Raw genomic sequence first — 16,422 nt, 5'->3', positions numbered from 1 at the left:
AATGATAAAAATGAAAAAAATATATGATGCAATCGTTGTTGGTGGTAGTTTAGGCGGTGTTATGAGTGCATATAGCCTTGCTAAAAACAACCATAATGTTTTACTAATTGAAGAAACAGACTGGATTGGTGGACAGTTAACCTCACAAGGTGTACCAAGTGACGAGCATGATTTTATTGAAGAAACAGGTAGAACAAAAACATATGAGATCTACCGTAATAAGGTTAGAGATTACTATAGAAATCATCCAAATATAAAAGATGAATATAAAACAAAAGAAGTATTTAACCCGGGTAACGGATGGGTAAGTAAAAATTCTCATGAACCTGTCTTAGCACACAAACTATTAAATGAAATGTTAGAACCATTTAAAAATAAAAATTTAAATATTTTATTAAATGCGAAAGTTATTAAATCTGATTCAACTAATGAATTAGTAAATAATGTTACAGTTAAAGTAGGTAATGAAGTATTAGATTTTAGTGCTAAATATTTTGTTGATGCAACAGATAATGGTGATTTATTACCAGTTACAAATACTGAGTATGTAACTGGAGCAGAAGGTTTTGATGAATATAATGAACCTCATGCACCTAAAGTTGCTCATCCAAATGATATGCAACCAATCACATGGGTAGCAGCAATTGCATATGATGAGGGTGGTAATCACCGTATTGAAAAACCAGCAATGTATGATTTATTTAAGAGTTATCAAATGCCATTTGGTGAATCAGTCTTAAGTTGGTATGCAGCAGGACTAGATTTAAACACTAAACGTCACTTTAGTATGTATGCACTACCTAATACAGAAGTTGAAGATACACCAGCAATGTTTACGTACCGTCAAGTTTTTGAACCAGAAATATTTAAAGATAAGACTGGACTTAAACCAATCACATTAATTAACTGGCCACAAAATGATTATTTCTTAGGAAATATCATAGAAAATAAGGACACTGAATATCATAAATATGCAGCTAAACAACTAACGTTATCACTTATTTACTGGCTACAAACTGAAGCTAAGAGAGATGATAATAAGGGATATGGCTATCCTGAAATTATGATGGTTCCTGGTGCACTGGGTACAGATAGCGGCTTAGCTAAGGCACCATACATTAGAGAATCACGTCGTATCAAAGCACTTTATACAATTGTAGAACAAGATATCAATAAACGATATGCAAAACAAAAACCAAAATACTGGGATAGCATCGGTGTTGGCTTATATCATATTGACTTACACATGACAACCGAAACAAAGACATATTTCTTTGATGAAACATGGCCATTTGAAATTCCTCTTGGCTCATTAATTCCAGTTAATAAAAAGAATTTAGTAGCTGGATGTAAAAATATCGGGACAACTCATATTACAAATGGTTGTTATAGATTACACCCAATTGAATGGAATATTGGTGAAGTTTCAGGACTTTTAATTTCATATTGTCTAAAAAATGATATAACACCACACGAACTTTATAATAATAAAGAAGAGGTTAAAAAATTCCAAGATGAATTAGTAAATAATGGTATTCAATTAGAATGGCCAGAATATGTATTTGAGGAGGCAAAATAATGAAAAAAGATTTATCAAAAATAGTAATTCCAACAAGAGATTCAAATTTTGCTGATAACAGAAGATTTATTAATGCTCCAATTTATAATGGGACATTGGAATCAGATGGAAAATTAGAACAAGCACCAAAATGTTTTTTAGGAGCATGGTACAGAAAAGTATACTCAACAAAAGATAAATGGTTAGGAATTGAAGGAACAATCACTCTTGGTGATTATATTCCTGATGAAAAACGCTTTGGGACTGATAACCGTGTAATTTATGATAGAAACTTAGATAGTCCTTCAATTTATATGGGAGGATTTGCTTTAAGTGAAAGTGATGCAGGTCTTGGTTGGAATATTGGTTATCAATACAAAGGTCAAGAATTAGAACTTAATTATGGAACACCTAAAGTAGCATATCGTCCATTTTGGCGTTATATTTACAGTGAAGTAATTGACATTGATACAAATGTTAAAAGAAATAATGTTAATTCCTGGAATGTTTCAAATGTTGAAGACTTTGATTTTTATTATTTTCCTGGTGATAAAATAAAAATGAGTGTTTATGCACCAATCCCAAATTACTTACAACTTAGAATTGAATTGTTAGAACCAACAAAGATAGAAAAATATGCAAAAATAAGAGAAGGATTTGGTTTAAAAGATAAACCAAGAACATTTTATAGCCCATTATTTTTCTCAGAAGGTCATGGTGTAGTTGAAGCCGAATATAAACGTGTTAACTCAATTGATCAATATGGTAATGAAGGTTTTGTTGTTAAGGAAACTAACGCAAAAGTAGTAGACTCAGTATGGGAGAACACATACTTATTTAAGGAAATTGATGGTGTAGTTTACCGTGTTTTATATGATAAAACTAGAAAAATAGAAATGGCTTGTCCAAATCAAGAATCATTTGATATCGAGTATATTGGTGATACTGGTGAAAAGATAACAATTAAACCTAATTGGAAAAAATAAGGGAGTTGTTTTTATGAGTAAAGAAAGTATAATGGAAAAACTAAAAGGTGGCTTGATTGTTTCTTGCCAAGCTTTAGAAAATGAGCCACTACATAGCGACTTCATTATGGGAAGAATGGCTCTAGCTGCTAAAATGGGCGGTGCTGTTGCTATTAGAGCAAATAGTGTTAAAGATATAGTTGAGATAAAAAAACTCGTAGATTTACCAGTTATTGGCCTAATAAAAAGAAATTATCCAAATAGTGAAAGATATATTACACCAACTATGAAAGAAATTAAAGAGTTAATTGAAGTAGGTGTAGATATTGTAGCAATGGATGCAACATTAAGAGCTCAAACAGATAATGTAACGCTTGCTGAAAAAGTTAAACACCTACACGATCATAATATTTTAGTAATGGCAGATGTTTCAAATTTTGAAGAAGGTGTTATTGCTGATAAAGTGGGTTTTGATTTAATTTCTACAACTTTATCCGGATATACAACTTATACTGAAAAACTTGCTGGTCCTGATTATAAATTAATAAAAAGATTAGTTAAAACAGTGAAAACTCCAGTTGTTGGTGAAGGAAGAATTAGAAATGAAAAAGAACTTAAAAAAGTATTAAGACAAAAACCATTTGCTATTGTAATTGGTAGTGCGATTACAAGGCCACAAGAAATTACAAAATACTATGCGGAGATAATAAAATGAAATTTTACGATGCTAAATTAGAAAAATATTTTGCTTTAAGCGGAACACTTGTTAAAGATGAACCGGGTTATAGAAGAATTAGCCAAGAAGATAGAGAACATATGAAGTCATATAACCCAAGTGCGAGTTATTTGGCGACAAATAGTAGTGGTATTAATATTAGATTTAAAACTGATTCAAAACAAATAAAAGTTAAAGTAAAATTAGATGGCCTTGCAAATATGAATCATATGTCAGCACTAGGACAGTGTGGACTTGATTTATATGTGTTTGATGAAAGATATAATGAATATGTCTTCCATAATGCAACTATCTATGATCAAAAGTTAACTGAATTTGAATATGATTTAGGAAACTTTGAAACTAATGAAATAAGAGATTTTTGGATTAATCTATCCTTATATCAAGGAACTAGCAATTTAGAAATTGGTGTTGAAGATGATGCTATTTTAGAACCTATTCATTTTGAAGACAAAAATCCAATTGTATTTTATGGAACAAGTATTACTCAAGGTGGTTGTGTTTCAAGACCTGGAATGTTACATACAAATTTAATTTCAAGATGGATGAATAAAGAGATATATAATTATGGTTTATCAGGTTCAGCTTTTTTAGAAAAAGAACTAGCAACCATTATTGCTAAAGTATCAAACCCATCACTACTTGTTGTAGATGCACAAGCAAATGCTGGGATTGATGATAGACTTGAAAAAAATCTTGCAAATTTTATTGATGAATATAGATTAAATCATCCACTTGTCCCAATTATAATAGTTTCAAGAATTCATTTTGCTCTAGATTTATATAATACTGATAAATTAAATAGAAGAAATTACTATATTGATTTTATTAAAAATTATGTAAATGAAAAAAGTATAACTGATAAAAATATTTTCTACTTTGATGGTGGAACTGTGTTTAAGAAATACTTTACTGAAATGACAGTTGATGGAATCCATCCAAATGATGCTGGATCAATGCAAATGGCAATAAGTTATTTTGATGAAATAAATAAAGTTTTAAACAATAAATAGTCTTAAACCAGATGATTATACTTTCTGTATATTCATCTTTTTTTTATGCTTTTTCAAGTCAATCATAAATAATAAGATATTATATATGATATAATAAAATAAGGTGATAATATGGATATAAAAGCAAGAATCAAAGAACTAACTAGTTTAATTAATGAAGCAAATTATAATTATCATAGTCTAGATAAACCAACAATAACAGACTTTGAATATGATAAATTATTAAATGAATTAATTAACTTAGAAGAAAAACATCCTGAATATAAAAGTGAGTTTAGTCCAACTTCAAAAATAGGTGGACCTATTTTAGCTAGCTTTAATAAAGTTACTCATAAATCACCAATGATGAGTTTAAGTAACTGTTTTAGTAAGGAAGAGTTAGAGAAATTTGCTGATAAAATAAATTTAGAATTTGGTGATTTATTATATACTTCTGAACTTAAAATAGATGGTCTTGCAGTTAGCATTAACTATGAAAATGGTAAATATGTTAGTGCGGCAACTAGAGGTAACGGTCTAGTTGGCGAAGATATTACACTAAATGTTAAAACTATTAAGAGCTTACCTCTTGAATTAAATGAAAAAATTGATATTACAGTTAGAGGTGAAATCTTTATGCCTCATGATAGTTTTCATTTAGTAAATGAAGAACGTTTAGCAAATAATGAAGAAGTATTTGCTAATCCAAGAAATGCAGCTGCTGGTACAATTAGACAATTAGATAGTAGTATTGTAGCTAAGAGAAAATTAGACTTATTTGTTTATACAATCGTTGATGATTATAAATATGTAGATAGTCAAAGTGGAGTACTTAAGTATTTAAAAGAGTTAGGCTTTAAAGTAAATCCTAATTATAAAGTAAGTAAAAATAATGAATTAAGTAAAATTATTGATGAGTATGACCTACTTAGAAAAAACTTACCATATGATACAGATGGTGTTGTTATTAAGGTAGATAATTTATTAATTCATGAGGAAATAGGTTATACAGCAAAGAGTCCTAAATGGGCAATTGCTTATAAATTTAAGCCAGAAGAAAGTATAACTGAAGTATTAGATATTGTCTATCAAGTAGGAAGAACTGGAGTTATTACACCGGTTGCTGTCTTAAAACCTGTTTTTGTTTCAGGTAGCACTGTTGCAAGAGCAACCCTTCATAATGAAGATTATATCGTAAATAAAGATATTAGAATAAACGATATAGTATATGTTAGAAAAGCAGGAGAAATAATTCCAGAAGTTGTAAGTGTTGATCTTACAAAAAGAACAAATCAAGTTCCATTTAAGATGATTGAAAATTGTCCAGTTTGCAAAACTAGACTTGAAAGAAAAGAAAATGAAGCTTTTTATTACTGTAATAACCTAGATTGCCCAAGTAGAAACTTAAATGGCTTAATTCATTTTGCAAGTAGGGAAGCAATGAATATTGATGGTTTAGGCGAAAAAGTAATTCATAAATTTAATGAGTTTGATTATTTAAACAAAATTAGTGATATTTACCGCCTAAAAAATTATTATGATGAATTAACAGTAATAGAAGGATTTGGTAAAAAATCGATTGATAAATTGCTAAAATCAATTGAAGATAGTAAAAATATGGAAGCAGACAAGCTGCTTTTTGGACTAGGAATTAAAAATGTTGGGGCTAAAGTTGCTAAAGAATTATTGAAGAAATATAAAAATATCAATAATTTAGCAAATGCATCTTTTGATGATTTGATTTTAATCGATGAGATTGGTGAAGTAATTGCAAATAGTGTTATTAACTATTTTTCAAATGAAATTAACCGAGAATTAATTTTGGACTTAGAAAATTTAGGTCTTAACTTTAATTTTAATACAAAAGAAATAACTAAACATGAGTTTAATGATAAGAAAATAGTAATTACTGGAACCTTAGAAAATTATGGGAGAAAAGAAATAGCAAGCATTCTTGAATCATTTGGGGCTAAAATTACATCAAGTGTTTCAAAATCAACTGATTATGTAATTGCTGGGAGTGAGGCCGGCTCTAAACTTGATAAAGCAATTGAACTTGGTGTTAAGGTTTTAAATGAGACTGAATTACTAGAAAGGATTAAATGATGAAAGATGACTTTATAAAAATTATTGGTGCTAGAGAAAACAATTTAAAAAATATTAGTATCAATATTCCTAAAAATAAATTAGTTGTAATGACCGGACTCTCAGGAAGTGGTAAAACATCACTTGCTTTTGATACGATTTATCAAGAGGGTCAAAGAAGATATATGGAAAGTTTAAATGCATATGCAAGACAGTTTTTAGGTAATTTTGAAAAACCTAATGTTGATTCAATTGAAGGACTTAGTCCATCAATTAGTATTGATCAAAAAACAACATCCAATAATCCAAGAAGTACTGTTGGAACAGTAACTGAAATTTATGATTATATTAGACTTATTTATTCAAGAATAGGTAAACCATATTGCCCGGGTAGTGATGTTCCAATTATTAAACATTCAATTGAACAAATGACTATGGAGGTTTTAAACTTACCTGAAAATAGTAGAGTCTATATTATGTCACCGATTATTGAAAATGAGGTTTCAGATTTTCCAACTTTAAAAAAAGAGTGGATGAAACAAGGTTTTGCGAGAGTTTATATTAATGGTGAAATATATTTATTAGAAGATGAAATAAATGTTAATTCAAAAATTAAAAATACAATTTATTTAGTAGTTGACCGCTTAATTAATAAAGAAGGCATTAGAAGTAGAACTTACGATGCAATTGAACTTGCAGTTAATATGGCTGAAGGTAAGGTTAAGGTTTGGGTAAATGAAACTTCATTTTTAACTTTTAATCAAAATTATGTTTGTGAAGGCACAAACTTTAAAATACCTAATTTAGAACCTTCACTATTTTCATTTAACACACCACTTGGAGCATGTCCTGTTTGTCGTGGACTCGGAAGTAATATGAAGATTAGTAAACAACTAATCTTAGATTATAGTAAAACTTTAAGAGATGGGGCGATTATTCCTTATAAGAATAATGATGAAGATTCAATTAATGTGAGAGAATTAGAAATACTATGTGCAACTTATAATATTGATATGGATGAAGTAATTAGTAATTTAGATGAGGAAAAATTAGATATTATTCTTTATGGTTCAAATGATTTAATTGATTTTGAATACTACACTTCAAGTGGTAGACTAGTTGGTAAAAAAGATCGATATGAAGGTGTGATAAACACTTTAGAACGTAGATATTTAGAAACTACTAGTGAATGGATTAGAACTTGGATTGAAGGGTTTATGAATGAGAGTGTTTGTTATAAATGTAAGGGTGCTAGATTAAATGATCAGGCACTATCAGTTAAAATAAGTGGTAAAAACATTCATGAATTTACAGATATGCCAGTTGTTAAATTAATTGATTTTGTTAATAACTTAAACTTAAACAATGAAGAAATGCAAATTGGAAAATTAGCAATCGAAGAAATTAAAAATAGATTAGAGTTTTTAAATGATGTAGGACTTAACTATTTAAATTTATCTAGGAGTGCAGCAACTCTTTCTGGGGGTGAAGCTCAAAGAATCAGACTTGCAACGCAAATAGGTTCTAAGTTAACAGGTGTTACATATGTCTTAGATGAGCCATCAATTGGGCTTCATCAAAAAGACAATGATCAGTTAATCGAGACATTAAAAAAGATGAGAGACATAGGTAATACGTTAATTGTTGTAGAACATGACCATGATACAATGCTTGCTAGTGACTATTTAATTGATATCGGACCTAAGGCTGGTGTTGAAGGTGGTTATGTAGTTGCTTATGGTACGCCTGAAGAAGTAATGAAAAATAAAAATAGTATTACAGGTAAATATTTAACGGGAGAATTAAAAATTGAAGTACCAGAAAATAGAAGAAAAGGTACTGGGTTTGATATTACTATTTTAGGTGCAAGAGAAAATAATCTTAAAAATATTAATGCAAACTTCCCACTTGGAAAATTAATTGTTGTAAGTGGTGTAAGTGGATCTGGTAAATCTAGTTTAGTTAATGAGATCTTATTAAAAGGATTAAAAGCAAAGTACTATAAAACTAAAGAAATACCAGGAGAACATGATTTACTAAATGATAATGATATGATTGACCGTGTTATTGAAATATCCCAATCACCAATTGGTAGAACTCCAAGAAGTAATCCAGCAACCTACACAGGTGTATTTGATGATATTAGAGATCTCTATGCCCTAACTAATGAGGCGATGGCAAGAGGCTATTTAAAGGGAAGATTTTCCTTTAATTTAAGGGGCGGTAGATGTGAGGCATGTAATGGTGATGGCGTAAAGAAAATATCAATGCATTTCTTACCAGACGTTTATGTTCCTTGTGAAGTTTGTCATGGCTCAAGATATAATTTTGAAACATTACAAATTAAATACCGAAATAAAAGTATTGCTGATGTGTTAGATATGACGGTTTTAGAAGCAATGCATTTCTTTGAGAACCATCCAAAGATTTATGATAAACTAAAGGTAATGGTTGATGTTGGGCTAGATTATATTAAACTAGGCCAAAGTGCACCAAGTTTATCGGGTGGCGAGGCTCAGAGAGTTAAGCTTGCTAGTGAGTTATATAAAAAAATAACTGACAAAACAATCTTCATCTTAGATGAACCAACAACGGGATTACATACAGATGATGTGAAAAGACTACTAAAAGTCTTTAACCACATTGTAGATAGTGGAGCAACCATGGTTATTATTGAGCATAATTTAGATGTGATAAAACAAGCGGATTATGTAATAGACTTAGGACCTGAAGGTGGTGAAGAAGGTGGGTATATTATAGCAACCGGAACTCCTGAAGATATTGCAAAAGAGCCACTTAGTTATACTGGTAAATATTTAAGAAAGGTATTATCAAATGAGAAAGAGAAATAATGATTTATATGTGGAAAAAATGGGTTTATTTTTAAACAAGAGAATAGAAATCCATATTTTAATTGCAATTATATTAAATATCTTAGTAGTTGTTACTTTAAGTGGATTATTTAGTTTATTCAAAACGCCACTAATTATTTATAATAAAGTCTCAGGATTAATTATATATAGTATTATAGTTACAATTTTTATTGAAGCTATAAAATTATTTATTGTTAGGTATTTCTTTGAAATATTATCTAAAACTAAAGGACTAATATTTATTTTAATTAATGGGGTATGTATTTATCTTTCAACTCTTTTTAAAGTGGGAGTGACATTTAAAAAACCATATTTACTAAGTTTATTATTATTTGTTATAGTTTTTACATTTGTTAAATTATTATTTGTGGTAGTTTATCAAAAAATTCAGTTCGTAAAAGATAAGGAGAATTAAGATGTTAGACAAAATAAAAAAATATAAAATTGATTTGATTTTATATATAGGTTTTATTGCTTTTCTAGTTTTATTAATTACATTAGCAGTTGCTTTCCAGTATGGGAATGCAAAGTTAAATGTAATTCCTTATGAAAATACAGCCCTTAAAATTTTTGGTGCCGAGGTTCAGTGGTATGCATTATTCATTATGTTTGGTCTGATTGCTGCAACATTTGTTGCAAGTGTAGAAGTTAAAAGATTTGGTTGGAAAAGCGATGATTTGTTAGATGGTGTTTTAATTATTGCTCCACTTGCAATTATTGGTGCAAGACTATACTATGTGTTATTTGACCCAGCCGGAAGTCCTGATTCATTTATGGATGTAATTGCTATTTGGGAAGGCGGTCTTGCAATACATGGTGCGATTATTGTTGCAACCATAGGAATTGTTATTTATTCAAGAATTAAAAATATTAATGTTTTACTTGTCGCAGATCTCTTAGCTATTGGTCTTTTAATTGGTCAAATAAGCGGTAGATGGGGTAACTTTATGAATGCCGAAGCACATGGTGCTGCAGTTGATATTGGGGGATTAAATAGTATACTACCAAACTTTATTAAGTTTCAAATGAGATTTAGTAGTTATGGTCCAACACTTGATGTTGGTCAAATTTACCAACCTACCTTTTTATATGAAAGTTTATGGAATTTCTTAGGACTAACAATTTTATTAGTTGTTAGAAGAATTAAACTCTTAAAAGCTGGAGATATGATTGGTATTTATTTAATTTGGTATGGACTTGGTCGTGGTATCTTAATTGAACCATTTAGAACAGATCAATTAAAAGAAATATTTGGGGTTCCAGTTAATATCTTATTATCACTTGTATTATTTGTTGGTGGGGGAATTGTCTTTTTAATTTTAAAGAGAGTTTTCATAAAAGATACTAAATATTACACAGAATATTTATTAAATGATATTAGACTACCGTGGGAGAAAGACTATGATAAAAGCGATATTATTTGATTTAGATGGGACATTAATTAATACACCAGAACTTATTATTGAAAGTTTTAAAGAAGCGGTTAACAAAAATACAGAAGGTTATACTTTAACAGAGTATGAAATAACTAATGTTTTAGGTCAAACTTTAACTAAAGCATTTGCGAGATTTTCAGAAAGTGATGATCATTTAAATCAAATGATTAAAACATTTAGAGAATTTTCACTAAATCACAAAAGTTTTAAACTTGAAACATATGAAGGCTTAATTGAATTATTAGACGAAATTAAAAGTAAAGGTTTACTTATAGGAATTGTAACTAGCAAAAATAAAGAAGTTGCCTATAATAATTTAAGGGAACTTGGATTAATCGAGTATTTTGATTGCGTAATTACTCATGATGATAGTAGTATTCATAAACCAAATCCTGAACCTATTTTAATTGCTTTAGATAGATTGAAAATAGAGGCAGAAAATGCAATTTATATAGGTGATCATGAAAATGATATTATTGCAGGTAAAAATGCAAATGTAAAAACGGGACTAATGGGTTATAGTTATCGTTTAAATGAGGCAACTAAATATAACCCAAATTATATCTTTGATAATTTATTGGAGATAAAGAAAATAGTATGAAGGAGAAATAGAAATGTTATATGATACATTAATTATTGGAGCTGGTCCTGCAGGGATGACAGCTGCAATTTATGCAAAAAGAGCAAACTTGAAAGTTGCTATGTTTGAAAAATATATTCCAGGAGGTCAAATTGTTAATACTGCTGAGATTGAAAATTATACAGGACATCCAAAAATGAGCGGATATGAACTTGCAACACATATGTTAAAACATACTGAAAGTTTAGGTGTGGATTTAATATATGATGAGATTTTAAAAATTGAAGATTTAGGAAGAACAAAGAAATTAATCACACCAACAAACACTTATGAAACAAAAACTGTAATTATTGCAACCGGAACAGTACCTAGAAAACTTGGAGTACCTAATGAGGAAACACTTTTAAGTAAAGGGATTAGTTTTTGTGCAATTTGTGATGGTCCAATGTACAAGGATAAAGTTGTTGCTGTTATTGGTGGTGGAAATAGTGCTGTTGAAGAAGCAAGTTACTTATCAACACTTGCAACAAAAGTTATTGTTATTCAAAATTTAGACAAATTAACAGCAGATAAAAAAGCTCAAGATATTTTAATGGCAAAACCAAATGTTGAATTTAGATTTGGTGCAAGTGTATTAGAATTTTTAATAAATGATAATCATATGATGGCTGGAGTTTTAATCAAAGATAATAAAGGTAATGAGGAAACAATTACTGCAGATGGTGTTTTTGAATATATTGGCTTAATACCTGTAACTAATATGGTTAAAGATTTAGGTATTACAAATAATTATGGTTATGTTATGGCAAATGAATTTATGGAAACTAAAGTTTTAGGTATCTATAGTGCTGGTGATGTCAATGTCAAACAAATTAGACAAGTTGTTACTGCAACAGCTGATGGAGCAATTGCTGTTCAAAATGTTTTAAAATACTTAGAAACTTGGAAATAATATGAGCTTTGCAAGGACTGTTAAAAATGAACTTATAACTATACCAGTTAACCATAATGAAATGCTTGCAGAGTTTTCTGCATTTTTAAACTTTAGTTGTGATTTTCATATCGAAGAAGGAGTTAAAATGCTTGATTTTATGACAAAAAATCCAGCAATAACTAAAAGATTTTTACTTCTTACAAAAAGTCTTTATCAAGCAGATACAATACTTTTAACTAAAGACCAACAAAAGTTTACGAAAAAGCCATTAATTATATTGAGAGTTATTAAAAATGTTGAAGCAATTATTAAAGAACATGATTACTTAATAGATCCAATTAAGAAAATTGAAGAACTAACTATAGATCATGCTAACAAGGTTGCATTTTTAAGAGCTGCATTTTTAACAAGTGGATCTGTAAATGATCCGAAAACTGCTGAATATCACTTGGAGATTTTTGTTAATAAAAAAGAAGAAGTAGTTTTAATTCAAAGTATAATGAATTATTTTAACTTTAATGCAAGAGTAACTAAGAGGAGAAATGGATTTATATGTTATTTAAAAGATGCTGAGACAATTAGTGATTTCATTCAACTTGTTGGAGCATATAACTCGGTTTTCAAATTTGAAGATGTAAGAATAAAGCGTGATTTTAATAATTCAATTAATAGATTAATTAATTGTGAGATTGCGAACGAGAGAAAATCTGTTGAAGCTTCTGATAAACAAATGAAATATATTAATATTTTAAGAAAACATGAATTTTATTTAGAAATTGATAGTAAATTACTAAAAGTAATGGATTTAAGAGAAAAATATGTTGATATTTCCTTAACAGATTTGGTAAAATTGTATAAGGAAGAATACAATGAAGAAATAAGCCGTTCAGGATTAAATCATAGATTTAATAAAATAAAGGCTTTAGCAGAGAGTATTTCAGCAAAAGGAGAACAAAAATGATTATAGGTATAGGTATTGACTTAGTTCAATTAAAAGATATTTTTTCAGGTGGGTTAGACCACTATAAGGAACTAATTTTAAATGAGCAAGAATTAAAATTGTATGACAATATTCCAAGTGTTGAAGGTCAAGCAATGTTTGTTGCAGGAAGATTTGCAGCAAAAGAAGCTGTTTTTAAAGCACTTAGAAAATATAATAAAAACATTAGTTATTATGACATATCTGTCTTAAATGAAAAAGACGGATTTACTTATGCAACAACAAATTTAATTGAAGATTCAAGTGAGATTCATTTATCAATGACTCATACTAATGAATATGCTTTGGCTTATGTTGTGATAGAAAAGGTAAAATAAGTTAAAATCCCATTTAAACTTGAAATATTCGTAATAATTTTGTATAATCTAATAATGTAAGGATGTGATTTTAATGGCAGATATAAATGCTAAAGCACCAAAAAAAAGAAGTGGTGACGATATAAACCCAGTTTTAGCTAGCATAATCAAAATATCAGCATTGGTAGTAATTGCTGCGTTAGTAGTTTTAACAACTTTTATTATTGTTGAAGTTATTAATAGAAAAAAAGAAGTGAAAGAAATTTTTGAAGATAAACATTACATTACTGTAGGTGATTTTTCAACAATTGTTAGTGAAAATTCAGACTATGTTGATATTTCTGATGAAGAAATAAGAAGTATTGTAATGGATTTAAATGATAATGATGAAATATATTTCTATTTTTATTATAGTAGTTTAGAAAAGAAATTAGATAAAGAGTTAATAAAACTAATAAATGAAATAGAACTTGATAAACCATTATTTATTGTTGATTTAGATAGCGATAGTACTGAAGAAGGTGCAGTTACTTTTAACAACACATTAAGAAACAATAAGCATTTAAGAGAACGTGATATTGCAAATATTTTAGACTTAACTCAAAACAAAGAAAAAAAATATCAATCATTTTTAATTAAGTTTAATAAAGAAGAATTAGATGCTACAAGAAATCCATTTGTTATTCAGACAAATGATAAAATGGTTACGGACTTAGAAAATTTAAAAAAATTAGAAAATTAATAAAGGGCTTTTGCCCTTTTATGTTTAAAAAGGAGGATAAAAATAGATGAATGATCAAATTTTATTAGAAATAAAAGCAAAAGTTAATGTTCCAGATTCAAAAATCATTGCAACACTTGGATTACTTGATGAAGGTAACACCATTCCCTTTATTGCTAGATACCGTAAAGAAGTTACCGGTGGCCTAGATGAAGAACAAATTAATGAAATATATCAATCATGGAGCTATGCTAAAAACTTACTTGAAAGAAAAGAAGATGTTATTAGATTAATTGATGAACGTGGTATGTTAACCGAAGAATTAAGACAAGAAATCTTAAAATCTACAAAATTAGTTGAAGTTGAAGATTTATATCGTCCATATAAAGAAAAGAAAAAGACAAGAGCAACAGAAGCTATTAAAAAAGGCTTAGAACCTTTTGCTAAGTGGTTACTTAACTTTAATAATGGTGATGTAGAAAAAGAAGCTATAAAATATCTTAATGAAGAGGTTTTAACCGTTGAAGATGCAATTAGTGGTGCGAAAGATATTATTGCAGAAATAGTAAGTGATAATGCCGAGTACCGTAAAGTTTTAAGATTCTTATTAGTATCTGAAGGTAGTATTGTAACAAGTCTAAAGAAAAATGCTATAGATGAATTTAAAACATATGGGATCTATTATGATTATAACGAACCAATTAATAAAATTGTACCCCATAGAACACTTGCTGTTAATCGTGGTGAGAAAGAAAAAATCTTAAACGTAAAAATTACAGTTAATGATCAAAGATTAATTCATTATTTAGAAGGAAAAGTAATTAAAGCAAATACAAGTGAAGCAGTTTATGTAAAAGAAGCAATTGCTGATGGCTATAAACGTTTAATTTTCCCAAGTATTGAAAGAGAAGTTAGAGCAGAGTTAAGTGAGAAGGCTGAAGAACAAGCAATCAATATTTTTGCATTAAACTTACAAAAATTATTATTACAACCACCAATGAAGGGACTGACAGTACTTGGTGTTGACCCTGCATTTAGAACTGGATGTAAATTAACTGTTGTCGATGCAAATGGTATGCCACTAGATAGAGGCGTTATTTATCCTCATGAAAAACATCTTGGTGGGACTGTAAGCATGGAACAAATAAATAAATCAAAAGCTGATATCTTAAGATTTATTAATAAATATAAAGTAAATATTATTGCAATCGGTAATGGTACTGCAAGTAGAGAAACTGAAAAGTTTATTGCTGACTTAATTAAAGAAGAAAAATTAGATGTTAAATATGTAATTGTTAATGAAGCAGGAGCATCAGTTTATTCAGCAAGTGATCTAGCTAGAGAAGAATTCCCAGATCTTTCAGTTGAAGAACGTAGTGCAGCAAGTATTGCAAGAAGATTACAAGACCCATTATCAGAATTAGTTAAAATAGATCCTAAATCAATTGGTGTTGGTCAATATCAACATGACGTTCAACCAAAAAGACTTAATGAATCTTTAAACTTTGTAGTAACTCAAGCAGTTAACCAAGTAGGGGTTAACGTTAATACAGCAAGTAAAGCATTGCTAATGTATGTATCAGGACTTACAAAAGCTAATGCGGAAAAGATTGTTAAATACCGTGAAAAAAATGGTCCGTTTAAAAATCGTGATCAAATTTTAAAAGTACCATCATTTGGTGCTAAAACATTTGAACAGGCAGCAGGTTTTTTAAGAATTCCAGATAGTAATGAATACTTAGACCATACAGCTGTTCACCCTGAGAGTTATGATAAAGCAAGAGAAATTATGAAGAAGTATAAAATTGACGGTTCAATGTTTGGCAAAGAATTAGTAAAAGAAATTGTAGCAAGCATTGATAAAGAAGCACTTAGAAAAGAATTAGGTATTGATATTTATACACTAGAAGATATTCTTGATGCTTTTGTTGCTCCACAAAGAGATCCAAGAGATAAATTTGATCAACCAATCTTAAAATCAGATGTTTTAAATATTGAAGACTTAAAAGAGGGTATGGAGTTAGAAGGAACAGTTAGAAACGTAGTTGATTTTGGAGCATTTGTTGATGTTGGTTTAAAGGAAGATGGACTAGTTCATATTAGTAAACTTAAAAAAGGTTTTGTTAAACATCCAAGTGATATAGTAAGTGTTGGCGACATTGTTAAAGTATATGTCTTAAATATTGATAAAGAACGTGGAAAAGTTGGTTTATCCATGGTAAAATTTTAAAAAATGATTGACTTTA

At 29.1% G+C, this 16,422-nt stretch carries 14 protein-coding genes; all 14 read left to right on the top strand.

Annotation, left to right across the window (positions count from 1 at the left end; genetic code table 11):
- The first annotated feature begins 10 nt into the window (after positions 1 to 10).
- The gene (locus T352_RS0102220) at positions 11 to 1,579 is read left to right on the top strand and encodes an FAD-dependent oxidoreductase (protein WP_084301358.1); all 1,569 of its coding nucleotides are present in this window, start codon (positions 11 to 13) and stop codon (positions 1,577 to 1,579) included.
- On the top strand, positions 1,579 to 2,544 hold the full coding sequence (locus T352_RS0102215) for a hypothetical protein (RefSeq protein ID WP_026391579.1): 966 nt from the start codon (positions 1,579 to 1,581) through the stop codon (positions 2,542 to 2,544). Before T352_RS0102220 ends, T352_RS0102215 begins: the two co-directional genes overlap by 1 nt.
- Positions 2,545 to 2,557: 13 nt before the next feature.
- On the top strand, positions 2,558 to 3,238 hold the full coding sequence (locus T352_RS0102210; protein WP_210994343.1) for an N-acetylmannosamine-6-phosphate 2-epimerase: 681 nt from the start codon (positions 2,558 to 2,560) through the stop codon (positions 3,236 to 3,238).
- A complete protein-coding gene (locus T352_RS0102205; protein WP_026391577.1) occupies positions 3,235 to 4,272 on the top strand; it encodes an SGNH/GDSL hydrolase family protein in 1,038 nt (345 codons plus the stop codon). Before T352_RS0102210 ends, T352_RS0102205 begins: the two co-directional genes overlap by 4 nt.
- A gap of 111 nt (positions 4,273 to 4,383) precedes the next feature.
- Positions 4,384 to 6,357: an NAD-dependent DNA ligase LigA gene (gene ligA, locus T352_RS0102200; protein WP_162151110.1), complete on the top strand. Its 1,974-nt coding sequence runs from the start codon at positions 4,384 to 4,386 to the stop codon at positions 6,355 to 6,357.
- Positions 6,357 to 9,188 carry an excinuclease ABC subunit UvrA gene (gene uvrA, locus T352_RS0102195; protein ID WP_026391575.1) on the top strand — a complete coding sequence of 944 codons (2,832 nt, stop codon included), beginning with the start codon at positions 6,357 to 6,359 and terminating at the stop codon, positions 9,186 to 9,188. Before ligA ends, uvrA begins: the two co-directional genes overlap by 1 nt.
- Positions 9,172 to 9,624 carry a hypothetical protein gene (locus T352_RS0102190; protein WP_026391574.1) on the top strand — a complete coding sequence of 151 codons (453 nt, stop codon included), beginning with the start codon at positions 9,172 to 9,174 and terminating at the stop codon, positions 9,622 to 9,624. The genes uvrA and T352_RS0102190 overlap by 17 nt, the downstream gene beginning before the upstream one ends.
- A 1-nt stretch (position 9,625) precedes the next feature.
- On the top strand, positions 9,626 to 10,633 hold the full coding sequence (gene lgt / locus T352_RS06200) for a prolipoprotein diacylglyceryl transferase (protein ID WP_162151109.1): 1,008 nt from the start codon (positions 9,626 to 9,628) through the stop codon (positions 10,631 to 10,633).
- A complete protein-coding gene (locus T352_RS07030; protein WP_162151108.1) occupies positions 10,611 to 11,246 on the top strand; it encodes an HAD family hydrolase in 636 nt (211 codons plus the stop codon). Before lgt ends, T352_RS07030 begins: the two co-directional genes overlap by 23 nt.
- Before the next feature lie 13 nt (positions 11,247 to 11,259).
- Positions 11,260 to 12,177 (top strand): NAD(P)/FAD-dependent oxidoreductase, encoded by a 918-nt coding sequence (locus tag T352_RS0102175; RefSeq protein WP_035344788.1) that lies wholly within the window; start codon positions 11,260 to 11,262, stop codon positions 12,175 to 12,177.
- A gap of 1 nt (position 12,178) precedes the next feature.
- Positions 12,179 to 13,120, top strand: a complete 942-nt coding sequence (whiA, locus tag T352_RS0102170; RefSeq protein ID WP_162151107.1) for a DNA-binding protein WhiA — start codon at positions 12,179 to 12,181, stop codon at positions 13,118 to 13,120.
- On the top strand, positions 13,117 to 13,476 hold the full coding sequence (acpS, locus tag T352_RS0102165; protein ID WP_026391571.1) for a holo-ACP synthase: 360 nt from the start codon (positions 13,117 to 13,119) through the stop codon (positions 13,474 to 13,476). The genes whiA and acpS overlap by 4 nt, the downstream gene beginning before the upstream one ends.
- A gap of 73 nt (positions 13,477 to 13,549) precedes the next feature.
- Positions 13,550 to 14,197 (top strand): hypothetical protein, encoded by a 648-nt coding sequence (locus tag T352_RS0102160; protein WP_026391570.1) that lies wholly within the window; start codon positions 13,550 to 13,552, stop codon positions 14,195 to 14,197.
- Positions 14,198 to 14,243: 46 nt separating this feature from the next.
- Positions 14,244 to 16,406 carry a Tex family protein gene (locus tag T352_RS0102155; protein ID WP_026391569.1) on the top strand — a complete coding sequence of 721 codons (2,163 nt, stop codon included), beginning with the start codon at positions 14,244 to 14,246 and terminating at the stop codon, positions 16,404 to 16,406.
- The last annotated feature ends 16 nt before the right edge of the window (positions 16,407 to 16,422 follow it).

The organism is Haploplasma modicum ATCC 29102, from assembly GCF_000687835.1.
Taxonomy (GTDB): Bacteria; Bacillota_I; Bacilli_A; order Acholeplasmatales; family Acholeplasmataceae; genus Haploplasma; species Haploplasma modicum.
Note: the sequence above shows the minus strand (reverse complement) of the source record. Positions and strands in the feature narration are given on the sequence as shown.